This window comes from Streptomyces sp. NPDC104371 (assembly GCF_055583785.1).
Genome location: NZ_JBVJNF010000001.1, coordinates 671,266 through 691,396 on the forward strand (window position 1 = coordinate 671,266; position 20,131 = coordinate 691,396).

Below are 20,131 nucleotides of genomic sequence, written 5' to 3' on the forward strand. Positions count from 1 at the left end.
GGTCCAGAAGCCCGATCCACACGCCTGCCCCGGCAGCCCGTTCCCGAAGCCCGACCCACCAGCCTCATCCAGAAGGCAGCGACACGATGATCCCTCTCGACCCCGGCCCGTTCTTCGACGTTCTCGCCGAGCGCGGCACCCCGACCCTCGTCCGTCTGGGCCGGGCCCTGGACATCGCGCCGAACGGCCCGACGACGTACGGGATCGAGGGCCTCGCCGAACTCGTCGCGCAGGCCGCTGGCTGGCTCAACGCGCTGGGCGTGGCGCGTGGCGACCGGGTCGCCGTGGTCAAGCCGAACCACTGGGACTACGTCCTGCTCGCCTGTGCCGCCGCCCGTATCGGCGCCGTGCCCGCGCTGCTCTCCGACCGCCTCCCGGCCGAGACGCTCCAACTGCTGCTCAAGCGGCTGGACGCCACCGCGCTGGTCACCACCGCGGACACCCTGGTGAGCGCGGATGCCGCGGGCACGGACCTGAGCGCGTTCACGCGTCGCACCCTGACGCTCGACGGCCCCGCGCGCGGCGCCGTCCCGCTGGAGGACGTACGCGGACACCAGCCGCCACCACCCCGACGCCGCCCGGACGGCGCGCCGTTGGCTCTCATGCACACCTCGGGCACCACCGGGATCCCCAAGTTGGTCACCCACACGAGTGAGACCCTGATCCACCGGATCGCCGCCGCCGAGGCACGACGCCTGCCTCTCGTGTCGCCGCGGCGTGACGACACCGTCGTCCAGGCCACCTCGTACGCCCACGGCCGGGGTCTCACCTGGACGCTCAGCGTGCTCTGGCTCGCCCCGCGCGAGGCGGTGATCCTCGACAGCTACGACCCCCGGCGCGCCGAACCGGTCCTGCGCGCCCATCCGCCGACCGTCGTGGAGGCGGCGCCCGCGGCCTTCGTACGCTGGCAGTCGCTCGCCGCGGCACCGGACCACCCGTTCCGCGATGTACGGCTCTACGTCAACACCTTCGACGCCGTTCACCCGCCCACCGTACGGGCGTTCCTCGGTGCCACCCGCCGCCGTCTGCCGCTGTGGGTGCAGGTCTGGGGGCAGTCCGAGACCGGGCCGCTCACCTTCCGCTGCCTCACCCGGCGCTCGGTGCGCGCCGTGGGCCGACGCCACCCCACCACCCGTGACCTGGGCCGCCCGGTTCCCGGCAGGACACGGTTGCGCGTGGTGGATCCGGAGACGCTGCGGCCGGTGCGGCGTGGTTCGCCCGGCCTGGTGCTGGCCCGTACGGGGGCGCTGTGCGCCGGGTACGTCGGTGAGACGGAGCGGCTGCGGGCCAAGGTCACCGACGGCTGGTTCGCCACCGGGGATCTCGGCATCCTCACCCGGTCCGGGCGGCTGCTCCTGCTCGACCGCGAGGTGGACACGGTCCAAGGCGGCAGTTGTGTGGAGATCGAGGACGTGCTCCACGACCGGCTGCCGGAGGTGGTCGAGGCGGTGGTGCTCGGTCGCGCGAGCGGACGGCCGCTGCCGGTCCTGGTGACCCGCGACGGCACGCTGGACCGGGCCGCGTGGCGCCGGGCCGCGGCCGATCTGCCGCCGCTCGCCGAGCCGGTGCTGATGCCGGACGGTCGGCTTCCGCTCACCGCGACCGGCAAGGTCCGCAGACAGGAGCTGCGGGACCGGCTGCTCGACGGGGCGGAACCGTACGGCACCGGGCACTGGATCTGATCCCGGCCGCGTCCACGCCCTGGCACCTCCGTATCGACACCTTCACGAGGGATGAACCGCTCATGACCGAGACCGATGTCGACATCGCCGTGGTGGGGGCCGGGATCTCCGGCCTGGCCACCGCCTTCCATCTGGCCCGAGCCGGCCGGTCCGTGCGGGTGTTCGAGGCACTCGACAAGGTGGGCGGGCGGATGGTCACCCGTCGCCACGAGGGCTATGTACTGGACCAGGGCGCGGAGCACCTCGCGGTCCGGGGCTACGAGGACACCTGGCGGCTGGTGCGGGCGGTCGGTCTGGGCGACGACGCCGTGATGCCGGTCGGCGGCCGGATCGCGCTCTGGCGCGACGGCCGCGCCCACACCAACCTCGGTCACCCGGCGGGACTGTTGACCGGGGCCGGGATGTCATGGCGCGGGCGGCTCGACTGGCTGCGGTTCACCGGCACGCTGATGCGGCACCGCGACCGCTTCGACCAGGACCGTCCCGAGGCCACTCCCCTCGGTCACGCGACCGTCGAAGAGTTCGCCCGGCACTACCATCGCGACCTGTACGACTGTCTGTTGCAGCCGATGGCCGGTGGCTTCTTCGGCTGGCGACCGGAGCGTTCGGCGATCGGCCCGATGGCCGCGCTGCTGCTCGCCGTGGGCGGTGCGGCGGCCCGCTGGTGCGCCTACCAGGACGGTATGGACGCGCTGGCCAGCGCGTTGGCGGACCAGTTGGACGTCGTCACCGGCACCGCGGCCGTCGCGGTCAAGCCGGGACCGCGTACGGTACGCGTCGACCTCACAGGCGGCGCGACGGTGACCGCGCGGTGCGCCGTACTGGCCGTGCCCGCGCCCGTGGCGCTCACGCTCCACGCCGATCCGCCGGACGACGAGCGTCCCTACCTCGCGGCGAGTACCTACAGTCCGATGCTGAAGGTGCTGTGTCTGCTGGACCGCCCGCTGCCGAGCCCGACCCGGCACCCGTCGTACGCCCTGGCCGTCCCGGCCGCGGCCGACCCGCTGCTCGCCGGGGCCATCCTCGACCATCTCAAGGCACCCGACCGGGTCCCGCCCGGCCGGGGACTGGTCAGCCTGTTCGTCTCGCCGTACGCGTCACCGGAGCTGATGGCGCGCTCCGACGACGAGATCGCGTCCATGGTCCGCGCACGTGCCGAGCGGTATCTGCCGGGCCTGACCGGGGCGACGCATACGCAGTTCGTGGTGCGCTGGCCGAACGGGCTGCCGGAGGCGACTCCGGCCGCGCTGCGCCTGCGGTCGGCCTTCATGGAGCGGCCCCGGCGCCGGGTGGACTACGCCGGTGACTGGGTGATGCTGCGGCCCAACAGCGAGGCGGCCGTCCGCTCGGCACGGATCGCGGCGCGGCGCGTGCTCGCCGTCGACATGTGAGCCGTCGGTGCGGGGCCACCGGTGCGGGGCGACCGGTCGTGGCGTGGCGTCAGTCCGTCGCCGGCCACACCTCGGGCCCGCCACCGTGCCACTCGATCAGCGGCGACATGGCCACGTCCAACTCGTCCAGCCCCTCGAGGCCCGCGCGTTCCAGGAACACCGACAGATCGTGCAGGCTGTACGCCACACCCAGCGACTCGCCATCCACCTGGACACGCCGACCGCCGCCCTCTTCGGGCCGGTCCACGATCACACGACGCTCAGCCATGGCTCCAGCCTCCCGCCCGGAACGCCGCACCGCACGCAGGAGAGGGCTGTCAGTGGAGACGCGTACGGAACGGCGAGCGGAGGACGCCCCCGGGCTGCCGCCCTGGGCACTCCGCTCACCGCTCCGTATCAGCCGGTCGCCGTCAGCCGGTCAATCGGTCAACCGGTCAACCGGTCACCGTGGGCCGGTCACCTCACGATGTGGTGACAGAACCGTCCCTCGACCCGCTCCGGGAGTTGCGCGAAGCCGGAGAACGGGCGGAAGACCTCGCAGCGCACGGCTCCTCGGGGGCTCTCGATGCGGAAGTGGCCGAAGATGGGCCCCTCATGCGGCGCCCCGTGGTGGGCCTCGCAGAACCGGCCCACCGCGAAGGGCAGTTCATGGGTCTCCAACAGCACGCACCGGTAGGTGGGCTCGTGCTCGTGTGCCGGGTCGGCGGTGGCGGTCGCCGATGCCGCTCCGACCAGTGCCAGTGCCGCCGCCGTGGCCGCGGCCCATCGGCCTGCCGCCGTCCAGCCTCTGCGTGTCGTCATCCAGTCCTCCAGATGTGGGTTGCCGAGGTGCCTGGACTCATCCGCCTGCCTGGGGGTGCCGGGCAGGCGGACGAGTGCGGTACGAGTGCACCAAGGCTCCTCACGACAGGCCATGGTCACCCCGAGGCCGTCACTCGCCGGGAACGGCCAAACCACTCCGGTCGGTGAAGCGGCAGCTTCTCCGCGGGCCGCGCTCCCCGGCGCGTGCTCTGGGGTACTGGGCGGTGGTACGGCGGAATCGGCGCTGGACGTCGGCCGCGCCGCCCTGGTCGAGCCGTCTCAATCGCGGTCGGCCTGCCACAGATCGGGGCCGAAGACCTCGTACCGGATGTCACGCGGGGCCACCCCGCGGGCGATCAGCAGGCTCCGTACGTCCCGCATGAACGGCAGCGGACCGCACAGGTAGTACAGGGCGTCCTCGGCCAGGTCGACGGCGGTGGGGTCCATCAAGCCCTCGAACACGCCGTCCACGGGTTCCTGACTGTGCGCGCCCCGCTCGTACCAGAGGTACATACGCGCGTTCTTCAGCGCCAGGACGTCGTTGACGACCTGGCGGCGCAGCGGGAAGGACGCTTCGTCCAGGTCGGCGTGGAGCAGGGTGACCGGCAGCCCCGACTCGGCCGCCGCCAGGTGCGAGAGCATCCCCGCCATGGGAGCGACGCCGATCCCCGCGCTCACGAGCACCACCGGGCGCCCCGAGTCGTCCAGCACCACGTCGCCGTACGGCACCGACAGGGACAGGACATCGCCCACGCTCACCGTGTCGTGCAGCACCACCGACATCTCACCGTCCGGATCGCCGTCCTCCCCGCGCACCCGCTTGACCGTGAACTGGCGGTGCTCTCCGTCGTCGGCCCGGGTCAGGCTGTACTGGCGCGGCTGGAGAGTCCCGTCGGGCATGCGTATCCGTACGGTGACGTACTGGCCCGGCAATGATGTCTTCACCAGGCGGTCGTCGGTCCGCCTGACCACGAAGGTGACCGCGTCCTCGGCTTCCTTGGTCTTCCGCACCACGCGCCAGTCCCGCCACACCGTGTCCGCCCGGACCCCGCGCGCGCTGTACAGGCCTCGCTCCTGGTTGATGAGGGTGTCGGCCATGAGCCAGTAGACCTCGTCCCAGGCCGCCGCGACGTCCGGGGTGACCGCGTCGCCCAGGACGTCGACGATCGCCCACATCAGGTGGTCGTGGACGATCCGGTACTGGTCCGGGCGGATGCCGAGGGACGCGTGCTTGTGCGCGACGCGACGGAGCAGATGCTCGGGCAGCCGCTCCGGTGTCTCCACCAAGGCGCTCGCGAAGGCGGCCACCGAGCCTGCCAGCGCCTGCTGTTGGTGGCCCTGCGTCTGGTTGCCGCGGTTGAACACGCCGTCGAGAAGCTCTGGTTGCTCGGCGAACATGTGCCGGTAGAAGCGCTGGGCGATCTCGGCGATGTGGTCGGCGACGACCGGAAGGGTCGCGATGACGACGGGACGGGACTTCTGCGAGAGCACGGTGCTACCTCCAGAGGCCGTAGGTGTCCCCCACTGTCCCTTGATATGCGGTCCGCGTCACGAGGGGTGTCCGCCACCTCCGTCTACCGCCGCCTCCGTAGCCGATCGAGCGGGAGGCGCGGAGAAGGCCAACAAATAGCCCTACAACGTGCGTAGTTCGACCAAACCGGCGGTAAGTCGAAGCCCTATCGGCGACATTGGGTGGGGACACCGTCCGGGAGGTACAGCGTGGACAAGCACGAGCGCACGTGGCTGATCGCCGAAGTCCAGGCCGAGCGGGAGCGGTTGCTGCCGCTGCGCGGTGAGGCGACGCGGACCACGATCGAGATGGTGCGGAAGAGCGCGGAGCAGGTCGCGCAGCCCGACCTGGTGCCCTACCTGAACCTGGCCTACCTGCTGGGGGTCAAACGCGCTCGTGGCGACGACGAACTGCTGGCCTTCGCCCTGTCGTTGGCGAACTGGGCCGTCGCGGCGGTCTCCGACCTCGCGAAGTACACCGACCGCACCGTGGAGCAGGTCGTCGACCTGTACGAGACCGCGCTCATGGCAGCGGCGGCGGAAGCGGACGAAGACCCTGCCTGACCTGACGGCCCGACCCGGCCCATGTCCTGTGTCATGCCATGGACGGCGGACACAGGACACCACACCTCCGCGGCCTCTACTCCTTGAGACCCACCGCTCCGACGGCGTTCCCTTGTTCCCGAGTGGCCTCCGCCGCGCCGGGGTCCGGGCGCCAGTCGGCGGACCTGACCAGGCCCGGCTCGACCAGACGCAGCCCCTGCAAGAACCTCCCGATGTGCTCGGGCGAGCGCAGGTGGTACGTGTTGACCGACTCCGCGTTGTACGCCTCGACGGCCACCTTGAGCTGGTCATTGGTAGCCGTGCCGTCGCTCAACGCCACGTAGCTGCCGCGCGGCAGAGCGTCGACCAGCTCGGCCACGATACGTTCCGGCCGCTCCGCGTCCGAGACCTGACCCATGATGTTGAGCAGCATGAGCCCGATGGGCTGGTCGAAGTCGAGCGTATGAGCCGCCTGGGCGAGGATCTTCTGCGGATCGCGCACATCGGCGTCGAGATAGGCGCACTCCCCCTCCGGCGCGCTGCGCAGCAAGGCATCGGCATGGGCCAGCACGATGGGGTCGTTGTCGACGTAGACGATCTTGCTCCCGGGCGCGATGGACTGGGCGACCTCGTGGGTGTTGTTGGCCGTGGGCAGCCCGGTACCGATGTCGAGGAACTGCCGGATCCCCGCCTCCCGCGTCAGGAACCGCACCGACCGCACCAGGAAGCCCCGTTGCAGACGGGCGATGGCCGCGAACTCGGGGAAGTTCTGGAGAATCAGCTCACCGGCCTCACTGTCCACCGGGTAGTGGTTCTTCCCACCGAGAAGGTAGTCCCACACCCGCGCCGAGTGGGGCCGGTCGGTCTGCAACCTGCTGTCCTGATCGTCTCGGTCACTCATGATCGAAGGATGACACAGAACGACTGTGGGAGCGCTCAACTCCCGTACATTCGTTCGCTGTTGACGCCCGAGGGGCTCTCGTCGCTCAAGTCTTCAGCGTCGCGGCCTACTTGGTGAGGTGCTTCTCCAGGTCCGCGAGCACTTCGTCGGCGGCCGTCACGCCGAGGCCGAGGTACCAGGTCTCGTCGGGGACGTTGTAGGCGTGTCCCGCCTTCACGGCGCCGAGGTTCTTCCAGAGCGGGTTGTTCTGCGCCTTGGACCGGTCGGTGGCCTTCGGGTCGCCGTAGACACCCGTGAAGATGTAGTCGGCGTCGGCCTTGTCGATGTTCTCGGCGCTGATCTCGGCGGCGAGGTCGTCGATGTCCTGGTTCTTCGGCCGGGGGATCCCGGTGTCCTTCAGGATCGTGCCGATGAACGAGGCGTTGGCGTACAGGCGGATGACGCCGTCGGGCAGGTAACGGACCATCGAGACGGTCGGCTTGTCCGCGCCGAGCTTCTCGCCCAGCTCCTTGGCCTTGCCCTCGTAGGCCGTGAGCTTCTGCTTCGCCTGCGCGGTCTTGTCGAGCGCGGCGGCGTTGAGCAGGTAGTTCTCCTTCCAGGTGAACCCGGGACGGAGAGAGAAGACGGTCGGCGCGATCTGCGACAGCTCGTCGTACTTGTCGGCGGCGCGGAGCTGGCTGCCGAGGATGAGGTCGGGCTTGAGCGCGGCGATCGCCTCCAGGTTGAGGTTGTTGATCGTGCCGACGTTCTTCGGAGTGCCCGCGCCCTTCTTCAGGTACGAGGGGAGTTCGGGGGATCCCTCGGTGGGCGCGAGGCCGACCGGCTTGATGCCCAGGGACACGACGTTGTCGAGTTCACCGACGTCGAGGACCACCACGCGCTTGGGCTGGGCCTTCAACTCGGTCTTACCCATGGCGTGGGTGACGGTGCGGGGCCACTCGCCCGGTGCCGCGTCGGTGCCCATCGCCGCGGTCTTCTTCGCCGCGTCCGCGAACTCCTTCCCGCCCTGGGCGACGGACTTCTTGCCGCCCGCGCCTGTCTCCGCCGAGGACTTGCCGCCCGCGCCCTCCTCCGAGGTGCCGGCACCACCACAGGCCGTCAGGGCGAGCGCGGCGGCGAGGGTGAGGGCTGCGGCGGCGGTACCGCGGCGTCCGACAGACATGGGGAGGGCTCCTGTCGTGAGGGGATCGAGGGGGACACGGTGGGACACGGGGGGCACGGCAGCATCGAGAGCAACGCGCGAGCGGCTCGCGACACTTAGACATTTAGGTAAGGCTTACCTTATGGGGTATCCGTGCCCCTGATGCTCCTGGAATGTGTGCTTCCGGTCACACGTCGACGAATCGGCTTGCTCCACCGGGTCGTTGCGGAACGACCATGGGGCCACCCGTCACCGGGTCCGGCACCACGACCGACGCGAGGCCGAACACCTCCTCGACCAGTTCGGCGGTGACGACGTCAACGGGCGGTCCCTGTGCGACGATCCGCCCCGCCCGCATGGCGATCAGATGGTCCGCGTAGCGCGCGGCCTGGTTCAGATCGTGCAGGACCGCCACGACCGTCCGGCCGCGTTCCCGGTTGAGTTGGCGCACCAGGTCCAGGACCTCCACCTGGTGCGCGATGTCGAGGTACGTCGTCGGTTCGTCGAGCAGCAGCAGATCGGTGTCCTGGGCAAGTGCCATGGCGATCCAGACCCGTTGGCGCTGCCCGCCGGACAGTTCGTCCACCGGACGCTCGGCGAGTTCGGCGGTCCCGGTGCGTTCCATCGCCGCCGAGACGGATGCCTCGTCCGCCTCCGACCACTGCTGCCACCACTTCTGGTGCGGCTGGCGCCCGCGCGCGATCAGATCCCCGACCGTGATGCCCTCCGGTGGCACCGGCGTCTGCGGCAGCAGCCCGATCACCTGGGCGATCCGCCTGGTGGGCAGGCGGGACAGTTCGGTTCCGTCCAGCAGGACGGCCCCGCGCCGCGGCTTCAGCAGTCGGCCGAGGGCGCGCAACAGGGTGGACTTGCCACAGGCGTTGGGGCCCACGATGACGGTGACCTTGCCGTCCGGGATGTCGAGGTCCAGCTCCTCGACGACCGTACGGTCCTCGTAGGCGAGGGTGAGATCCCGTGCGGTGAGACGGGAAGGTCCCGGGGCGGTGGAAGGGTTGCCGGTCACGCGTTTCCTCCGGAACGGCTGCTACGGGTGCGGACGATCAGCCACATCAGATAGGGGGCGCCCACCAGGGCGGTGAACACGCCGACCGGAAGCTCCAGCGGCGAGAGAAGCCTGCGGGCCAGCAGATCCGCGACGACCACGATCAGCGCGCCCGTCAACGCCGAGCACACCAGCGGGATGTGCGGGGTACGGGTGAGCCGACGGGCGATCTGCGGGGCGAGCAGGGCCACGAAGTCGACGGGCCCCGCCGCCCCGGTCGCGACGGACGCCAGGACGACACCGAGGACACTGAGCCCGACCCGGACCCGGCCGAGCCGGATACCGAGGGCGGTGGCCGTGTCGTCGTCGAACGCCGAGCCACGCTGCGCACGCGCCGCCCACAGCAGGAACGGCACCGCCAGGAGCAGGACCGTGGCGAGCGGCGCCGCCTGGTCGTAACCGCGGCCGTTGAGCGATCCGGTGAGCCAGGTCTTGGCCTGCTGGGCGACCAGATAGTCGCCCTTGGTCACCAGCAGCCGGGTCACTGAACCGAGCGCGACCGAGATGCCGATGCCGATCAGGACGAAGCGGGAGGCGGTCAACCCGCCCCGCCAGGCGAAGAGATAGACGAGCAGCGCGGCGAGCAGTCCGCCCGCCACGGACACGTAGGGCAGAGCGGTGTACGAGGTGAGGCCGAACGTCATCGCGGCGACCGTCGCCGCGCCCGCGCCGTGCGTGACACCGATGACGTCCGGGCTGGCGAGCGGGTTGCGGGCCATGGTCTGGATCAGCGCGCCGGACATACCGAAGGCGGCGCCCACCAGCAGTCCGGTCACGAGGCGCGGCAACCGCAGTGTGCCGACGACGAGTTGATCGGGGCTGGGCATGCCGAGGAGGACGCGGACCACCTCGCTCGGCGCGACGAAGGACTCACCGACGCACAGCGACGTCACCACGGCACCGGCGAGCAGCACGGTGAGGACGGCACCCACCACCAGGGCTCTGCGGTGCACGAGGAAGCTGCCCTGCCCGGCTCGTAGGACGGCATGCCCGGCGGGTCGGCCGCCCGGACGCCCACCCTTGATGCCCTCGACGTCTCTGATGCCCTCGACGTCTCTGGTGTCGTCGACGTCTCTGGTGTCGTCGACCGCTCCGCCGCGTGTCACGCCGCCACCGTCTTCCGTCGGACCAGTACGACCAGGAACGGCACGCCGGCCAGCGCGGTCATCACGGCCACGGGCACCTCAGCGGGCCGTACGACGACGCGGCCGAGCACATCGGCGAGCAGCAGCATCACGGGCCCGAGCAGCGCGGCCACGGGCAGCAGCCAGCGGTGGCCCGGCCCGACGAGGGCGCGGGCCATGTGCGGTACGGCGAGACCGATGAAGGCGATGGGACCGGCGGCGGCGACGGCGGCACCGGTCAGGACGGTCGCGCCCAGGGCGCCGGTCGCGCGCAGCAGGGCGACGTTGCGGCCGAGCCCTCGGGCGATGTCGTCGCCGAGCGCGAGCGCGTCGAGGCCGCGGGCCATGGCGAGGACCAGCAGCAGACCGGCGAGGAGGAACGGCCAGACCTGACCGGCGATCGCGGCGTCCCGGCCGCTGATCGAACCGACGTCCCAGAACCGGAACTCGTCCAGGGCGCGTGCGTCGGTGGTGAGGACGGCCGAGATCAGCGAGGCGAGGAACGCGTTCATCGCGGCGCCCGCCAGCGCCAGTTTGACCGGCGAGGCCCCGCCTCGTCCGCTGCTGGCGACGGCGTAGATCAGGACCGCCGCGACGCCCGCGCCCAGGAAGGCGTACCAGACATAGCCGTTCAGGCTGTGCACGCCGAGGAAGGCGATGGCGCAGACGACGCCCATCGACGCCCCCTGGCTGATGCCCAGGATGCCGGGCTCCGCGATGGGGTTCCGGGTGATCCCCTGCAAGACCGTTCCGGCGACGGCGAGCGCGGCGCCGACCATCACCCCGATGACCGTCCGCGGCACCCGCAACGACCGTACGACCTGCGCGTCGGCGCTGTTCCCGCCGTGCAGCAGGGCGTCCCACACCGCGGAGGGCGCGATCGCCCGGCTGCCCACCGCGAGGCTGAGCAGGACCGCCAGCAGCAGGAGGAGCAGGGCGGCGACCAGCCACCCGAAGCGGCGTCTTACGACTCCTGACATGAACCCTTCCCGGCATCGCTTAGCTAAGGCTTGCCTAAGCCTACGCGGTGCCCGGACGTCACCCCCGGCGGGGCGGCGGTCGCCTCCACAGCAGTACGACCACCAACAGCCCTGCCAGACAGGGCGCCATCCCGACCCAGCCCAGCGTCGGCGGCAGACCGGTCTCGCCGGAGGTGTCCTTGGTGAGCAGCCCGGCCAGCCCGACGCCCGCGCCGAGCACGAACGCCACGGTCGCGGCGGGGCGGGCCCACCGCATGTCCGCCCTGACCGCCCATATCGTCCCGAGCCAGGTGAGCACACCGAGCGCTCCGATGACGGAGGACAGAACCAGGTAGGTGGTGACGGCGGAGTCGACGCGTGTGGGGGTGTACGTGGGGTAGGCGGCGCGAATGTGACGGGCCATCAGGTGGGTTGCGGAACGGTCGACGTACGGGGCGATCGTCGCGAGGACGGTGAGACCGAGTCCCGTGCACATCGCTCCGGTTGCCCATCGCTCACGCGGTGTCTTCGTCATCAGAGCGCCTCCCTTCCGTGCGACGCGGCGAGAGAGTCCCGGAGGAACTCGAAGATCTCCGCACGCGCGGCCTCGGCCTGCCGCACCACGCCCGGCATGCTGAGGAACGCGTGCCCCGCTTCGGGGTGTTCGGTCAGTCGCGCGGGCGTCCCGGCCGCTCGCAGACGTTCGGCGTAGCGGCGGCCGTGGTCGGCCAGCGGGTCGCGGGTCGGCACCACCACGAGCGCCGGGGGCAACCCGCCCAGGTTGTCGGCGTACAGCGGTGACAGTGCGCGAGGGTCGGTGCCCGGCGGGACGGCCAGCCGTCGCAGCAGGCGGAGTTGGGGCACGGTGAGCGTCGGACTGTCGGCGTGCTCGGCGACCGAGGCGTGGTCGAGCATCGTCCCGGTCACGTCGACCGCGGGGTTGACCAGCACCTGCGCTCGCAGCCGTAGCCCGGCCTCCCGCGCCCGGATCGCCGTCAGGGCGCTGATCAACGCGCCGCAGCTCTCGCCGAAGACGGCGATGCGCGCCGGGTCGATACCCCAGGACGCGGCGTTCTCCCTCACGTGCCGGAGCACGTCCCAACCGTCGTCGACGGCCGCCGCAAGTGGACTGTCCGGGGCGATGAGGCGGTGCTCGACCGAGACGACGAGTGCGGGGAGTCGGGCGGCGAGGTGGCTGGTGACCCAGTCGCACTGCACCGCCGTACCGACGAACCCGCCTCCGTGCACGTGGAGTACGAGGGGCAGCTCGCCCCGGCCCGCGCCGTCACCGTCGCTGTCGTGCCCTGTCGGCCGGTACACCCGGACCGGGAGGTCACGGCCGGGCAATGCCACCTCCTGCCAGTCGATCGCGGCGCCCGGGTCCGGGTGCCCGGTGATGGCACGCATGTCGGGAGACGCGCGCCTTCGGTTCTCCGCGTCGCGGAACGCGGCCAGTTCGTCGGCCGTCATCGCCGACCAGTCCGGCGCACCACCCGTGGCCTGCCGCCGTAACCCGTCGACGGCCGAGGGGCGGTCCGTTCCGATGGCCTTCTCGCTCATGTCTCCTCCTGGAGTTCAGATGATCCGTTCCGGTGCCGACGGGTCGGTCGGCACACCGGCACCCCAACACACCGGCGCACTGAAATCTACGCCGTAGGTTTCGCTCAGCAAGGTACTTTCTACGGTGTAGGTTGTGCAAACAGGGGGAGAGACAGAGGGAGTTGGGTGTGGCCAGACGCACACGGGGCACCTCGGCGGGGCTCGACCGCGAGCGCATCGCCGCCACCGCCGTCGCGCTCGTCGACCGCGACGGCCTGGAGCGCTTCGGAGTCCGGCGGCTCGCGGACGAACTCGGCGTCGACCCGATGTCGATCTACCACCACATCAAGGGCAAGGCGGCGCTGCTGGACGCGGTCTCCGAGGCCGTGCTCGCCGAGATGCCGCCGGGCACCGACGACGCGGCGCACAACGGCGACGACTGGCAGGAGATCGCCCGCCACACGGCGCACCTCTACCGGGACATGGCCTACCGCCACCCCCGGGTGTTCCCGCTCCTGGCCACCCGCGCCCAGACCTCACCGGTGGCCCTCACCGCCCTGGAACGCCTGCTCACCGCGATGCGTGCGGCCGGGCTGCCCGACCAAGTGGTCGCGGACGCCCCCATGGTGCTGTTCGGCTTCCTCAACGGACATCTGCTGGCACGCACGGGCGAAGGCCCCGACGGACCCGGCCCCGTCCCCGAGTTCGACACCGAGACACACCCGACGATGTCCGCCCTCGCACCTCTGATGACCGACTTCGGCTCCGCGACCGAGTTCAACCGGATGCTCGACATGGTGCTGGACGGCATCCAGGCCCGAGCCGGTCACCAGGCGAGCCGCTGAGCACAGGAATGCGCGGGGTTGACCCGAGTCCCCCGTGATCGCACACTCGATCCCGCGCTCACCAGGTGACCATGACGTCACATCACCGGCCACACCGACTCTCTCCGCCGCCGCACGTGCGCCATCGCAGAGCACCGACGCAGGCATCAGATCAGGAGACTTACATGGCCAGTCCGAGGTTACGTACCGCCGCCTTCGCCCTCTCCACCGTTCTCGCCGCGGGCGCTTCGCTCATCGCGGCCACCCCGTCATCGGCAGCACCGTCATCGGCAGCACCGCGGCCCGGCACCGGGCCCTGGGCCACGGCCTGGGCCGGGAGTCCGGTGGAGGGAACCACCTCGTCCGCCACCTGTCCCAGTGCCGAGGGGCTGTCCCATCAGACCGTCCGTGACGTCCTCACCACCGGGGCGGCCGGGCAGCGCATCCGCGTCCGGCTGACCAACTCGTTCGGGACGAGCACCCTGCACGTGGGCCACGCCACCGTGGCCCGCCAGGGCTCCGGTGCCTCTCTCGAGAGCGGCACCCTGCGCGAACTCACCTTCTCCGGGCGGAAGTCCGCCGACGTACCGGCCGGGGCAGAGTTGTTCAGCGACCCGGTGAACCTGAGTGTGAGAGAGCTGTCACGGCTGTCGGTGAGTGTGTATGTGCCGGGGAGCACCGGACCGGTCACCCATCACAACCTCGGTATGCAGAACAGCTTCCTCTCGTCGGCCGGTGACCATGCCACGGCCGCCGGGGGCACCGACTACCCGACGACCACCACCTGCATGATGCTGGTCGACGGCGTCGACGTGGTACGCGGTCACGGCGCCGACGGCACCGTCGTCACCCTGGGCGACTCCATCACCGACGGCGCCGCCTCCACCATGAACGCCGACCACCGCTGGCCCGACTATCTGGTGCGGCGCCTCAGCCAACTGCCCGGCGCGGTACCGGCGGTGGCGAACGCCTCGATCAGCGGCAACGAAGTCCTCGCCGACCGTGTCCCGGTGTACTTCGGCATCAGCGCGCTGCACCGGCTGGACCGCGACGTACTGAACCAGAGCGGCGTCAAGTCCGTGATCATGCTGGAAGGTATCAACGACATCGGCGCGGCCGGTGCCAAGGCAGCGGACCTCATCTCCGGCTACCAGGAGGTCATCGCACGGGCCCACGCCCGCGGACTGAAGGTCTACGGCGGCACGCTGACGCCCTTCATGGGCTCCAACGCCAGGTTCGGCGGCGAGTACGGCTCCGCCTACGGTGAGCAGCAGCGCCAGGCCGTCAACGAGTGGATCCGTACCAGCCATGCCTTCGACGGCGTCATCGACTTCGACAAGGCCCTCCGCGACCCCGCCGACCCCGCGTACATGCTCCCGGCCTACGACTCGGGCGACCACCTCCACCCGGGCGACCTCGGCTACCAGGTGATGGCCGACACCATCGACCTCGGCATGATCCTGCGCAAGTAGCCCTGGATCCGCACCAGTTCACCCAGGGCCGTCGCCGCTCTCCGGCTCCTCGCGCTTACGGCGACGGTAGGCGGCGGCCCGCTCCTTCCCTCCGCAGGCCGTACTGGAGCACCAGCGGCGTCGGCCCGGTCGGCTCGTGTCGACGAAGAGCAGTCCGCACTCCGGGCCGGCGCACTCCCGGACGCGTTCACGGGCGCTGCCGCCGAACAGGTCGATCGCGTCACGGGCGAGCGTACTGAGTACGGCCTGCGCGGCTCCGTCGGACGGGAGTGTCAGCCGGACGTGTCCGGAGCGCAGGACGGGGACGAGGGGTGGGGCAGCGGCAGCCGCGTTGATCAACGCCTCGTCCTGGCGGGCTGCCGGGCGATCGCTGATCAGTGTTTGCGCCTGGCGGTAGATCGCCTCACGCAGCTCCCGCGCTTCGTCGAGTTCGCGGGACGTGACCCGCACGGGCGCGTCCAGGAGCCCCGCTTCCCGGCACCACCGCGCGAGATCGGACGGTCGGCGCAGACGTTCGTACCGGCCGCGCCAGCGTTCGCCCACCGTGGCCACGAACGCGAGACAGAGGCGCCCGGAGCGGAAGTTGAACGCGAGTTCCGCCGCGGGTACCTCGCCTGATGGGCTTGCCTGGACCGTCACGTCACGACTATAACTCGTGACCATGGCTCTGGCTGATGGCTCCGCACCCACACCCCCGTGGTCTCGTGTCGAGACCTTCCTCCGCGACCGAGGCGCCGCCGGCATGCCGCACCCCGGCGGCACCCTCCTGCAACACCTGTGCCGCGTTCGGCAGTTGCTGGCGGACTGGGGAGCGGATCCCGTGGTGCAGATGGCGGGGCTGTGCCATGCGACATACGGGACCGACGGGTTCGACCAGTGGCTGCATCCGGTCACCGATCGTTCCCCGCTGGCCGAGTTGATCGGCGACCGCGCCGAGGCTCTGGTCCATCTGTACGCGTGCTGCGACCGCGGCGTCGTCTACCCGCAGTTCGGGGGCACCGAGCCGATCGTCTTCCGTGATCGCTTCACCGGTGCCCAACACACGCCGAGCGACGCCGACTTGCGCGCGTTCATCGAGATCACCGCCGCCAATGAACTCGACGTACTGGCCCACAACGACGAGTTGGCCGCACGCTACGGCGCGGATCTCCATCAACTGTTCGCCCGCTCGGGCGACTTGCTCTCCGCCGCCGCGCGCGACGCCTGCGCGCGGCAGCTCGGCCGGTTCGCTTCTCCCGTATCTCCCGTATCTCCCGTACAGATCACGGGAATCGACCACCTGGTGCTGACCGTCGCGAGCATCGAGCGGACCCTCGACTTCTACCAGCGAGTCCTCGGTATGCGGGCGGTCACCTTCGGGGAGGGACGCCGCGCCCTCGCTTTCGGAACCAGCAAGATCAACCTGCATGAGGTCGGCCGCGAACTCATGCCGCGCGCCACCCGCCCCACGCCGGGAAGCGCCGATCTGTGCCTGGTGACCGAACTGCCCCAGAGCCGGGTCCTCCAGCACCTGACCGCTTGCGGTGTCGAGGTGGAGGAGGGGCCGGTACCACGCACCGGTGCCCTGGGCCCGATGACCAGCACCTACCTACGGGACCCCGACGGCAACCTGATCGAGATCAGCACGTACGCCGCCGACACCGACGAGCAGCACACGTAGGAGGAACCGTCAGGCCGCGGGGGCCAGTTCACAGGGGCACGGGCGGTACTCCAGACCGAGTTCGCCGTCGACCGCGCCGCTGGTCCGGGTGGCCGCGTCCGCGACCTTCTCCCAGGAGCCGTACTTGACGTAGAGCTGGTCGGCCGTCGGGCCGAGCGGGTTGCCGTACTTCGCCATGTTGCGCTCCTCGAGCAGCCGGACATCCTCCGGTGACATCCCGGCCCGCGTGATCTCCTTGGCGTCGTTGCGCATGTCGACCAAGCGACGGGCGATCTCCTCCGGGCTCCGACCCTCCGTACGCATCGCGCACCGCTCACGGTCCATGTCGCCGATGAGCTGGTGGTACCGCATACGGATCTCCCGCTGCTCCACCCGCTCCGCCGGGGTGGACCGGCGGATCTCGCACACCACCGGTTCCGGACTCGCGCACGGGCCGGTGCTGGGCGGTTCCTGGGACAGCGGGGCGACGACGACGGAGCCGCCGCAGGAGTCCGCGCACTGTGCGGCGGGCGCGGCGACGAGCGTGGTGGACAGGGTGGTCGCCAGAACGGTGGCCGCGACCAGGGCGGCACGCCGCAGCAGCCGCACGGTGAGTGAAGGCACAGACATGGCGCCAGTCTTCGCGGCGGGGCAGGCGCGCGGCGGGTGGCGCGGGGGCGGCTCACTCCTGCGGGCGACGGGAACCAGACGGTGGTGTTGCGCGGCGGTCGCCGAGTTGACGGGACGCGGTACTCAGGACACCACCCGCAGGTGTGTCGGCCAGCCGATGCGGTCCAGGAGCCGGAACATCTTCTTGATGTCGGTCGGCTCCACCTTCACACAGCCGTTGGACCGGTAGTCGACGGCGCCGTCCCACCTGCGCGCCTCACCGCGGCCCTGGCTGCCGTCGCGGTTCATCTCGGAGTGGATGAACATCTCCGTACGCGTCACCGTGCCTCGGGAGCACCTCATGTCCTGGAGGTAGACGGCATACCCCTTGATCAACTCACCCTCGTACGTACGGGTCTTGCGCCTGATCTCCCAACTACCGTTCGGCAGCCAGCCCTTGCCGCGCACGCAGTCGTTCCTGACGCCGAGGCCCGACCCGGCCCGGTAGACGGCCCAGAGCTTCTTGCCCCGGTAGACGGAGAGTCGTGAGTCGGTGGGGTCGTGCTGGTTCTTGTCGAAGACCAGCGTGGTCGCCGAAGTTGCCGCCGACGGCGCCTCGGCGGGCCGCTGTGCGGCGGCGGTCGGTGCCAGGGCCAGCGCGGTCACCACGGCCCAGGCGATCACGGCGCCGCGCAGGGGAAGTCCGTCGCTGCTCATGTGTACCCCTCGTTCTTCCGCAGGGCTTGTGGGTGTGACATGGGGGTGGTGTGCGGCAGGGGCGGGCCGTGCGGCCCGCCCCGGTGCGCGGTCAGGCGATGGCCAGGCGGAGCTGGGCCGACTTCGTCTTGGTGAAGGTGAAGGTGAACGACTCCCGGACACCGGAGTTGCACGCGGACTTCTTGCGGTAGGCGCCGTTGCCCGCGTTGATGCGGACCACGGCGCACTTGCCGTCCATACGCGTGTCCTGGACCCAGCCGGACACGTTCAGGTTGCCGCCCGAGCAATGCAGGTTCCAGTGGGCCGAGGCCCCGCTGATCACCGGGGACGCGGAGGACGGGCAGGAGGCCGCGCTCGCCTGGCCGGCGGCGCCGAGGGCCAGCCCACCGGCGATGACGACGGCCGACGTGACGGACGTGATGGTCTTGCGGACAGCGGACATGAGTGCCCCCTTCGGGCAGTGTGCTGACAAGGAACGGCGGTGCTGACAAGGAACAGAGAGCGGACCGGGACGTGTGCCCGGACCTGTCGCCCGCCGAGGGGCGAACCGTCGGGAGTGCCGGTCGCGGAATCAGCATGGCCGGGACGGCCGGGCGGGAGAAGAAGATCCCGGCTGCTTGCCGAGGTGCATCGATGCACCGTGCATGGCAGGGGGCTGACCTGGTGTTATGGCTCGGTGCATCGCGCTGCATAAGGAATGCGGGGCACGCCCGGGAGTGAAGGCCCCGCCCTCGGGCGGCCCGGATCGCCGTCCTGCTCAGTCGGAAGCGGAAGGCAGCGGGCTCGTGCCTCTCTGGTACTCCGGCGCCTTGACGGGAGGGAGTTGATTCACCAGCAGGGCCAGCCATGTGTCCACGTCCACCCGGCCGGTCTCGGGCATGCCGTACCTGTGCTGGAAGTACCGCACGTCCTCGGCGGTCACCGCGGTGAACTTCCCCGACACCGAAGTGCCGCCCAGGCCCACGTTGTTCAGCAACTCCTGCACGGCCCGCACCTCGAAGGGCTTGGCGCCGGGCCCGACCTCCCGCACCAGCTCCGGCCAGGTCAGCTTGCCCACCTTGCCGTCGACCGGCAGGAACTTCCTGCGCTGGAAGTCCATGACGGCGTCCCGGGTGTCCTCCCGGAAGAACCCGTCGGTCCGCACCTTGTAGCCGTACGCGTTCAGCAGGTACTGGAGGGCGCGCGCACGGGTGTACTGGTCCTGCCCGTCCATGTACAGCAACGGCCACTCGTACGACGCCTCGCTCGCGGAAGCGGCACCGGCCGCGGCGGCGACCGTGGCCCCGCGGTCCGGCGCGGAGAGACGGGCGTTGACGACCATTCCGGAACTGAACGCCAGGACGACGGCCGCCACGAGGAGAGTCGGCCGCAGCCAGCGAGTGCGGAGCCGACCGGATACGGCACCGCGCGTGACGGCGGCGTCGGGTCCCTCCCCGGAGGCCGATCCAGGAACCTCCTCGAGAACAGGAACCTCCTCGAGAACGGGAACGGCATCGCGGGCGGGGAGTTCCTCGGATCCGTCCGGTCCGTTCGCACGCCCCGCTGCCACGCCCTGCTCCCCCGCACCGTCGGCGGCCCGTCGACGGCTGTTCTCGCGCAGCGCGGCCCGGCACAGCGCCCGCGCCTGTTCGAGTTCCGCCGCCGGGGCGCGCAACTGAGTGTGCAGGGACTCCACCACTCTCAGCGGAGCGGTCGACAGATGCGTCGGGTTCAGGTAGCGCGACAGTGTCGTCTGGTCGACCCCCAGCCGCGCGGCGAGCGCCTGCTGCGTCGGCCGGGTACCACCGGCCGGGCTCCCGGCCTCCTCCCACCAGCGGCGCAGCAGCCGCGCCAACCGCACCCCCGCGCTCCGCTCCCGGTCCTGGCCACCCCGCTCCTGCGCCATGTGTACGCGTCCCTCCCCGTCGTCCCGCCGAACAGCGTCCTGCCGAACACCGGGCCTCCGCAGCGCCTGCATAGCGTCATAACAGCAGGTCAGGTCTGTGCATGACGGCAGACAGCGCTGCATCGGCCTCGGCAGCGCCGATCGTAACGACGCGATCGCCGCGTCCGGCACGGCCGCGTGCGGGCCGTCCACGCCGCCGCCTCGGCTCCGTACGCCCCCGGACGTGCGACCAAGCCGTCTTCGCCGCGTCGGCCGACCGGTCCGACCGACTCGGCGCGACGGCCTGCGTTCACTCGGACGAGTGCACGCCCAGCGGCGGACGGCCGACTCAC

At 70.8% G+C, this 20,131-nt stretch carries 21 protein-coding genes; 6 read left to right on the top strand and 15 right to left on the bottom strand.

From position 1 onward, the window contains the following. Window positions 1–86 precede the first annotated feature (86 nt). Both ACZ60T_RS03120 and ACZ60T_RS03125 read left to right on the top strand, forming a co-directional pair. Complete coding sequence (locus ACZ60T_RS03120) at window positions 87–1,682, top strand: class I adenylate-forming enzyme family protein (protein WP_469663929.1); 1,596 nt, start codon at window positions 87–89, stop codon at window positions 1,680–1,682. Between the two features lie 62 nt (window positions 1,683–1,744). Further along, entirely contained in the window at window positions 1,745–3,073 is a 1,329-nt protein-coding gene (locus tag ACZ60T_RS03125) for a protoporphyrinogen/coproporphyrinogen oxidase (RefSeq protein WP_469663931.1), read from the top strand. Window positions 3,074–3,122: 49 nt separating this feature from the next. Here ACZ60T_RS03125 and ACZ60T_RS03130 read toward each other — a convergent pair whose 3' ends face one another. The 3 genes from ACZ60T_RS03130 to ACZ60T_RS03140 all read right to left on the bottom strand — a co-directional run bounded on the left by ACZ60T_RS03130 (window position 3,123) and on the right by ACZ60T_RS03140 (window position 5,365). Next, a complete protein-coding gene (locus tag ACZ60T_RS03130; RefSeq protein ID WP_365630138.1) occupies window positions 3,123–3,341 on the bottom strand; it encodes a hypothetical protein in 219 nt (72 codons plus the stop codon). A gap of 188 nt (window positions 3,342–3,529) precedes the next feature. Then, the gene (locus tag ACZ60T_RS03135; protein ID WP_252422850.1) at window positions 3,530–3,874 is read right to left on the bottom strand and encodes a hypothetical protein; all 345 of its coding nucleotides are present in this window, start codon (window positions 3,872–3,874) and stop codon (window positions 3,530–3,532) included. Between the two features lie 279 nt (window positions 3,875–4,153). Then, window positions 4,154–5,365 (bottom strand): globin domain-containing protein, encoded by a 1,212-nt coding sequence (locus tag ACZ60T_RS03140; RefSeq protein WP_469663933.1) that lies wholly within the window; start codon window positions 5,363–5,365, stop codon window positions 4,154–4,156. 228 nt (window positions 5,366–5,593) lie between these two features. Here ACZ60T_RS03140 and ACZ60T_RS03145 point away from each other — a divergent pair, with 228 nt between their 5' ends. Further along, entirely contained in the window at window positions 5,594–5,947 is a 354-nt protein-coding gene (locus tag ACZ60T_RS03145) for a hypothetical protein (protein ID WP_469663935.1), read from the top strand. A gap of 76 nt (window positions 5,948–6,023) precedes the next feature. On the opposite strand, the gene ACZ60T_RS03150 is transcribed toward ACZ60T_RS03145, so the two are convergent. The 7 genes from ACZ60T_RS03150 to ACZ60T_RS03180 form a co-directional block, all read right to left on the bottom strand. Beyond that, window positions 6,024–6,827: an SAM-dependent methyltransferase gene (locus ACZ60T_RS03150; protein WP_469663937.1), complete on the bottom strand. Its 804-nt coding sequence runs from the start codon at window positions 6,825–6,827 to the stop codon at window positions 6,024–6,026. Between the two features lie 106 nt (window positions 6,828–6,933). Further along, a complete protein-coding gene (locus ACZ60T_RS03155) occupies window positions 6,934–7,989 on the bottom strand; it encodes an ABC transporter substrate-binding protein (protein WP_469663939.1) in 1,056 nt (351 codons plus the stop codon). A 166-nt stretch (window positions 7,990–8,155) separates the two neighbouring features. Further along, window positions 8,156–8,992, bottom strand: a complete 837-nt coding sequence (locus ACZ60T_RS03160) for an ABC transporter ATP-binding protein (protein WP_469663941.1) — start codon at window positions 8,990–8,992, stop codon at window positions 8,156–8,158. Next, window positions 8,989–10,056, bottom strand: coding sequence for a FecCD family ABC transporter permease (locus ACZ60T_RS03165; protein ID WP_469664745.1), 1,068 nt, complete (start codon window positions 10,054–10,056; stop codon window positions 8,989–8,991). The genes ACZ60T_RS03160 and ACZ60T_RS03165 overlap by 4 nt, the downstream gene beginning before the upstream one ends. Before the next feature lie 77 nt (window positions 10,057–10,133). Continuing rightward, window positions 10,134–11,135: a FecCD family ABC transporter permease gene (locus ACZ60T_RS03170; RefSeq protein ID WP_365630116.1), complete on the bottom strand. Its 1,002-nt coding sequence runs from the start codon at window positions 11,133–11,135 to the stop codon at window positions 10,134–10,136. A 58-nt stretch (window positions 11,136–11,193) separates the two neighbouring features. Then, the gene (locus ACZ60T_RS03175) at window positions 11,194–11,649 is read right to left on the bottom strand and encodes a hypothetical protein (RefSeq protein ID WP_469663943.1); all 456 of its coding nucleotides are present in this window, start codon (window positions 11,647–11,649) and stop codon (window positions 11,194–11,196) included. Next, on the bottom strand, window positions 11,649–12,584 hold the full coding sequence (locus ACZ60T_RS03180; RefSeq protein WP_469664747.1) for an alpha/beta hydrolase: 936 nt from the start codon (window positions 12,582–12,584) through the stop codon (window positions 11,649–11,651). Before ACZ60T_RS03180 ends, ACZ60T_RS03175 begins: the two co-directional genes overlap by 1 nt. A 257-nt stretch (window positions 12,585–12,841) precedes the next feature. Here ACZ60T_RS03180 and ACZ60T_RS03185 point away from each other — a divergent pair, with 257 nt between their 5' ends. Beyond that, window positions 12,842–13,498 carry a TetR/AcrR family transcriptional regulator gene (locus ACZ60T_RS03185; protein ID WP_469663945.1) on the top strand — a complete coding sequence of 219 codons (657 nt, stop codon included), beginning with the start codon at window positions 12,842–12,844 and terminating at the stop codon, window positions 13,496–13,498. Between the two features lie 164 nt (window positions 13,499–13,662). After that, on the top strand, window positions 13,663–14,949 hold the full coding sequence (locus ACZ60T_RS03190) for an SGNH/GDSL hydrolase family protein (protein WP_469663947.1): 1,287 nt from the start codon (window positions 13,663–13,665) through the stop codon (window positions 14,947–14,949). Window positions 14,950–14,967: 18 nt separating this feature from the next. Here ACZ60T_RS03190 and ACZ60T_RS03195 read toward each other — a convergent pair whose 3' ends face one another. Further along, a complete protein-coding gene (locus tag ACZ60T_RS03195; RefSeq protein WP_469663949.1) occupies window positions 14,968–15,588 on the bottom strand; it encodes a CGNR zinc finger domain-containing protein in 621 nt (206 codons plus the stop codon). 22 nt (window positions 15,589–15,610) lie between these two features. On the opposite strand from ACZ60T_RS03195, the gene ACZ60T_RS03200 reads away from it, so the two are divergent. Beyond that, entirely contained in the window at window positions 15,611–16,609 is a 999-nt protein-coding gene (locus ACZ60T_RS03200; protein ID WP_469663951.1) for a VOC family protein, read from the top strand. Window positions 16,610–16,618: 9 nt separating this feature from the next. Here ACZ60T_RS03200 and ACZ60T_RS03205 read toward each other — a convergent pair whose 3' ends face one another. The 4 genes from ACZ60T_RS03205 to ACZ60T_RS03220 all read right to left on the bottom strand — a co-directional run bounded on the left by ACZ60T_RS03205 (window position 16,619) and on the right by ACZ60T_RS03220 (window position 19,799). Next, window positions 16,619–17,218 carry a hypothetical protein gene (locus tag ACZ60T_RS03205; RefSeq protein WP_469663953.1) on the bottom strand — a complete coding sequence of 200 codons (600 nt, stop codon included), beginning with the start codon at window positions 17,216–17,218 and terminating at the stop codon, window positions 16,619–16,621. 123 nt (window positions 17,219–17,341) lie between these two features. Next, a complete protein-coding gene (locus ACZ60T_RS03210; protein ID WP_469663955.1) occupies window positions 17,342–17,914 on the bottom strand; it encodes a L,D-transpeptidase family protein in 573 nt (190 codons plus the stop codon). A 91-nt stretch (window positions 17,915–18,005) separates the two neighbouring features. After that, the gene (locus ACZ60T_RS03215; RefSeq protein ID WP_469663957.1) at window positions 18,006–18,356 is read right to left on the bottom strand and encodes a hypothetical protein; all 351 of its coding nucleotides are present in this window, start codon (window positions 18,354–18,356) and stop codon (window positions 18,006–18,008) included. A 315-nt stretch (window positions 18,357–18,671) separates the two neighbouring features. Then, a complete protein-coding gene (locus ACZ60T_RS03220) occupies window positions 18,672–19,799 on the bottom strand; it encodes a peptidoglycan-binding protein (protein WP_469663958.1) in 1,128 nt (375 codons plus the stop codon). Window positions 19,800–20,131 lie beyond the last annotated feature (332 nt).

What these genes read in the sequence shown, in the direction of transcription:
- ACZ60T_RS03205 (WP_469663953.1), bottom strand. Translation starts at nt 17,218, where the DNA reads ATGTCTGTGCCTTCACTCACCGTGCGGCTGCTGCGGCGTGCCGCCCTG.
- ACZ60T_RS03135 (WP_252422850.1), bottom strand. Translation starts at nt 3,874, where the DNA reads ATGACGACACGCAGAGGCTGGACGGCGGCAGGCCGATGGGCCGCGGCC.
- ACZ60T_RS03210 (WP_469663955.1), bottom strand. Translation starts at nt 17,914, where the DNA reads ATGAGCAGCGACGGACTTCCCCTGCGCGGCGCCGTGATCGCCTGGGCC.
- ACZ60T_RS03200 (WP_469663951.1), top strand. Translation starts at nt 15,611, where the DNA reads ATGGCTCTGGCTGATGGCTCCGCACCCACACCCCCGTGGTCTCGTGTC.
- ACZ60T_RS03155 (WP_469663939.1), bottom strand. Translation starts at nt 7,989, where the DNA reads ATGTCTGTCGGACGCCGCGGTACCGCCGCCGCAGCCCTCACCCTCGCC.
- ACZ60T_RS03190 (WP_469663947.1), top strand. Translation starts at nt 13,663, where the DNA reads ATGGCCAGTCCGAGGTTACGTACCGCCGCCTTCGCCCTCTCCACCGTT.
- ACZ60T_RS03170 (WP_365630116.1), bottom strand. Translation starts at nt 11,135, where the DNA reads ATGTCAGGAGTCGTAAGACGCCGCTTCGGGTGGCTGGTCGCCGCCCTG.
- ACZ60T_RS03220 (WP_469663958.1), bottom strand. Translation starts at nt 19,799, where the DNA reads ATGGCGCAGGAGCGGGGTGGCCAGGACCGGGAGCGGAGCGCGGGGGTG.
- ACZ60T_RS03130 (WP_365630138.1), bottom strand. Translation starts at nt 3,341, where the DNA reads ATGGCTGAGCGTCGTGTGATCGTGGACCGGCCCGAAGAGGGCGGCGGT.
- ACZ60T_RS03215 (WP_469663957.1), bottom strand. Translation starts at nt 18,356, where the DNA reads ATGTCCGCTGTCCGCAAGACCATCACGTCCGTCACGTCGGCCGTCGTC.
- ACZ60T_RS03180 (WP_469664747.1), bottom strand. Translation starts at nt 12,584, where the DNA reads ATGACGGCCGACGAACTGGCCGCGTTCCGCGACGCGGAGAACCGAAGG.
- ACZ60T_RS03120 (WP_469663929.1), top strand. Translation starts at nt 87, where the DNA reads ATGATCCCTCTCGACCCCGGCCCGTTCTTCGACGTTCTCGCCGAGCGC.
- ACZ60T_RS03175 (WP_469663943.1), bottom strand. Translation starts at nt 11,649, where the DNA reads ATGACGAAGACACCGCGTGAGCGATGGGCAACCGGAGCGATGTGCACG.
- ACZ60T_RS03150 (WP_469663937.1), bottom strand. Translation starts at nt 6,827, where the DNA reads ATGAGTGACCGAGACGATCAGGACAGCAGGTTGCAGACCGACCGGCCC.
- ACZ60T_RS03125 (WP_469663931.1), top strand. Translation starts at nt 1,745, where the DNA reads ATGACCGAGACCGATGTCGACATCGCCGTGGTGGGGGCCGGGATCTCC.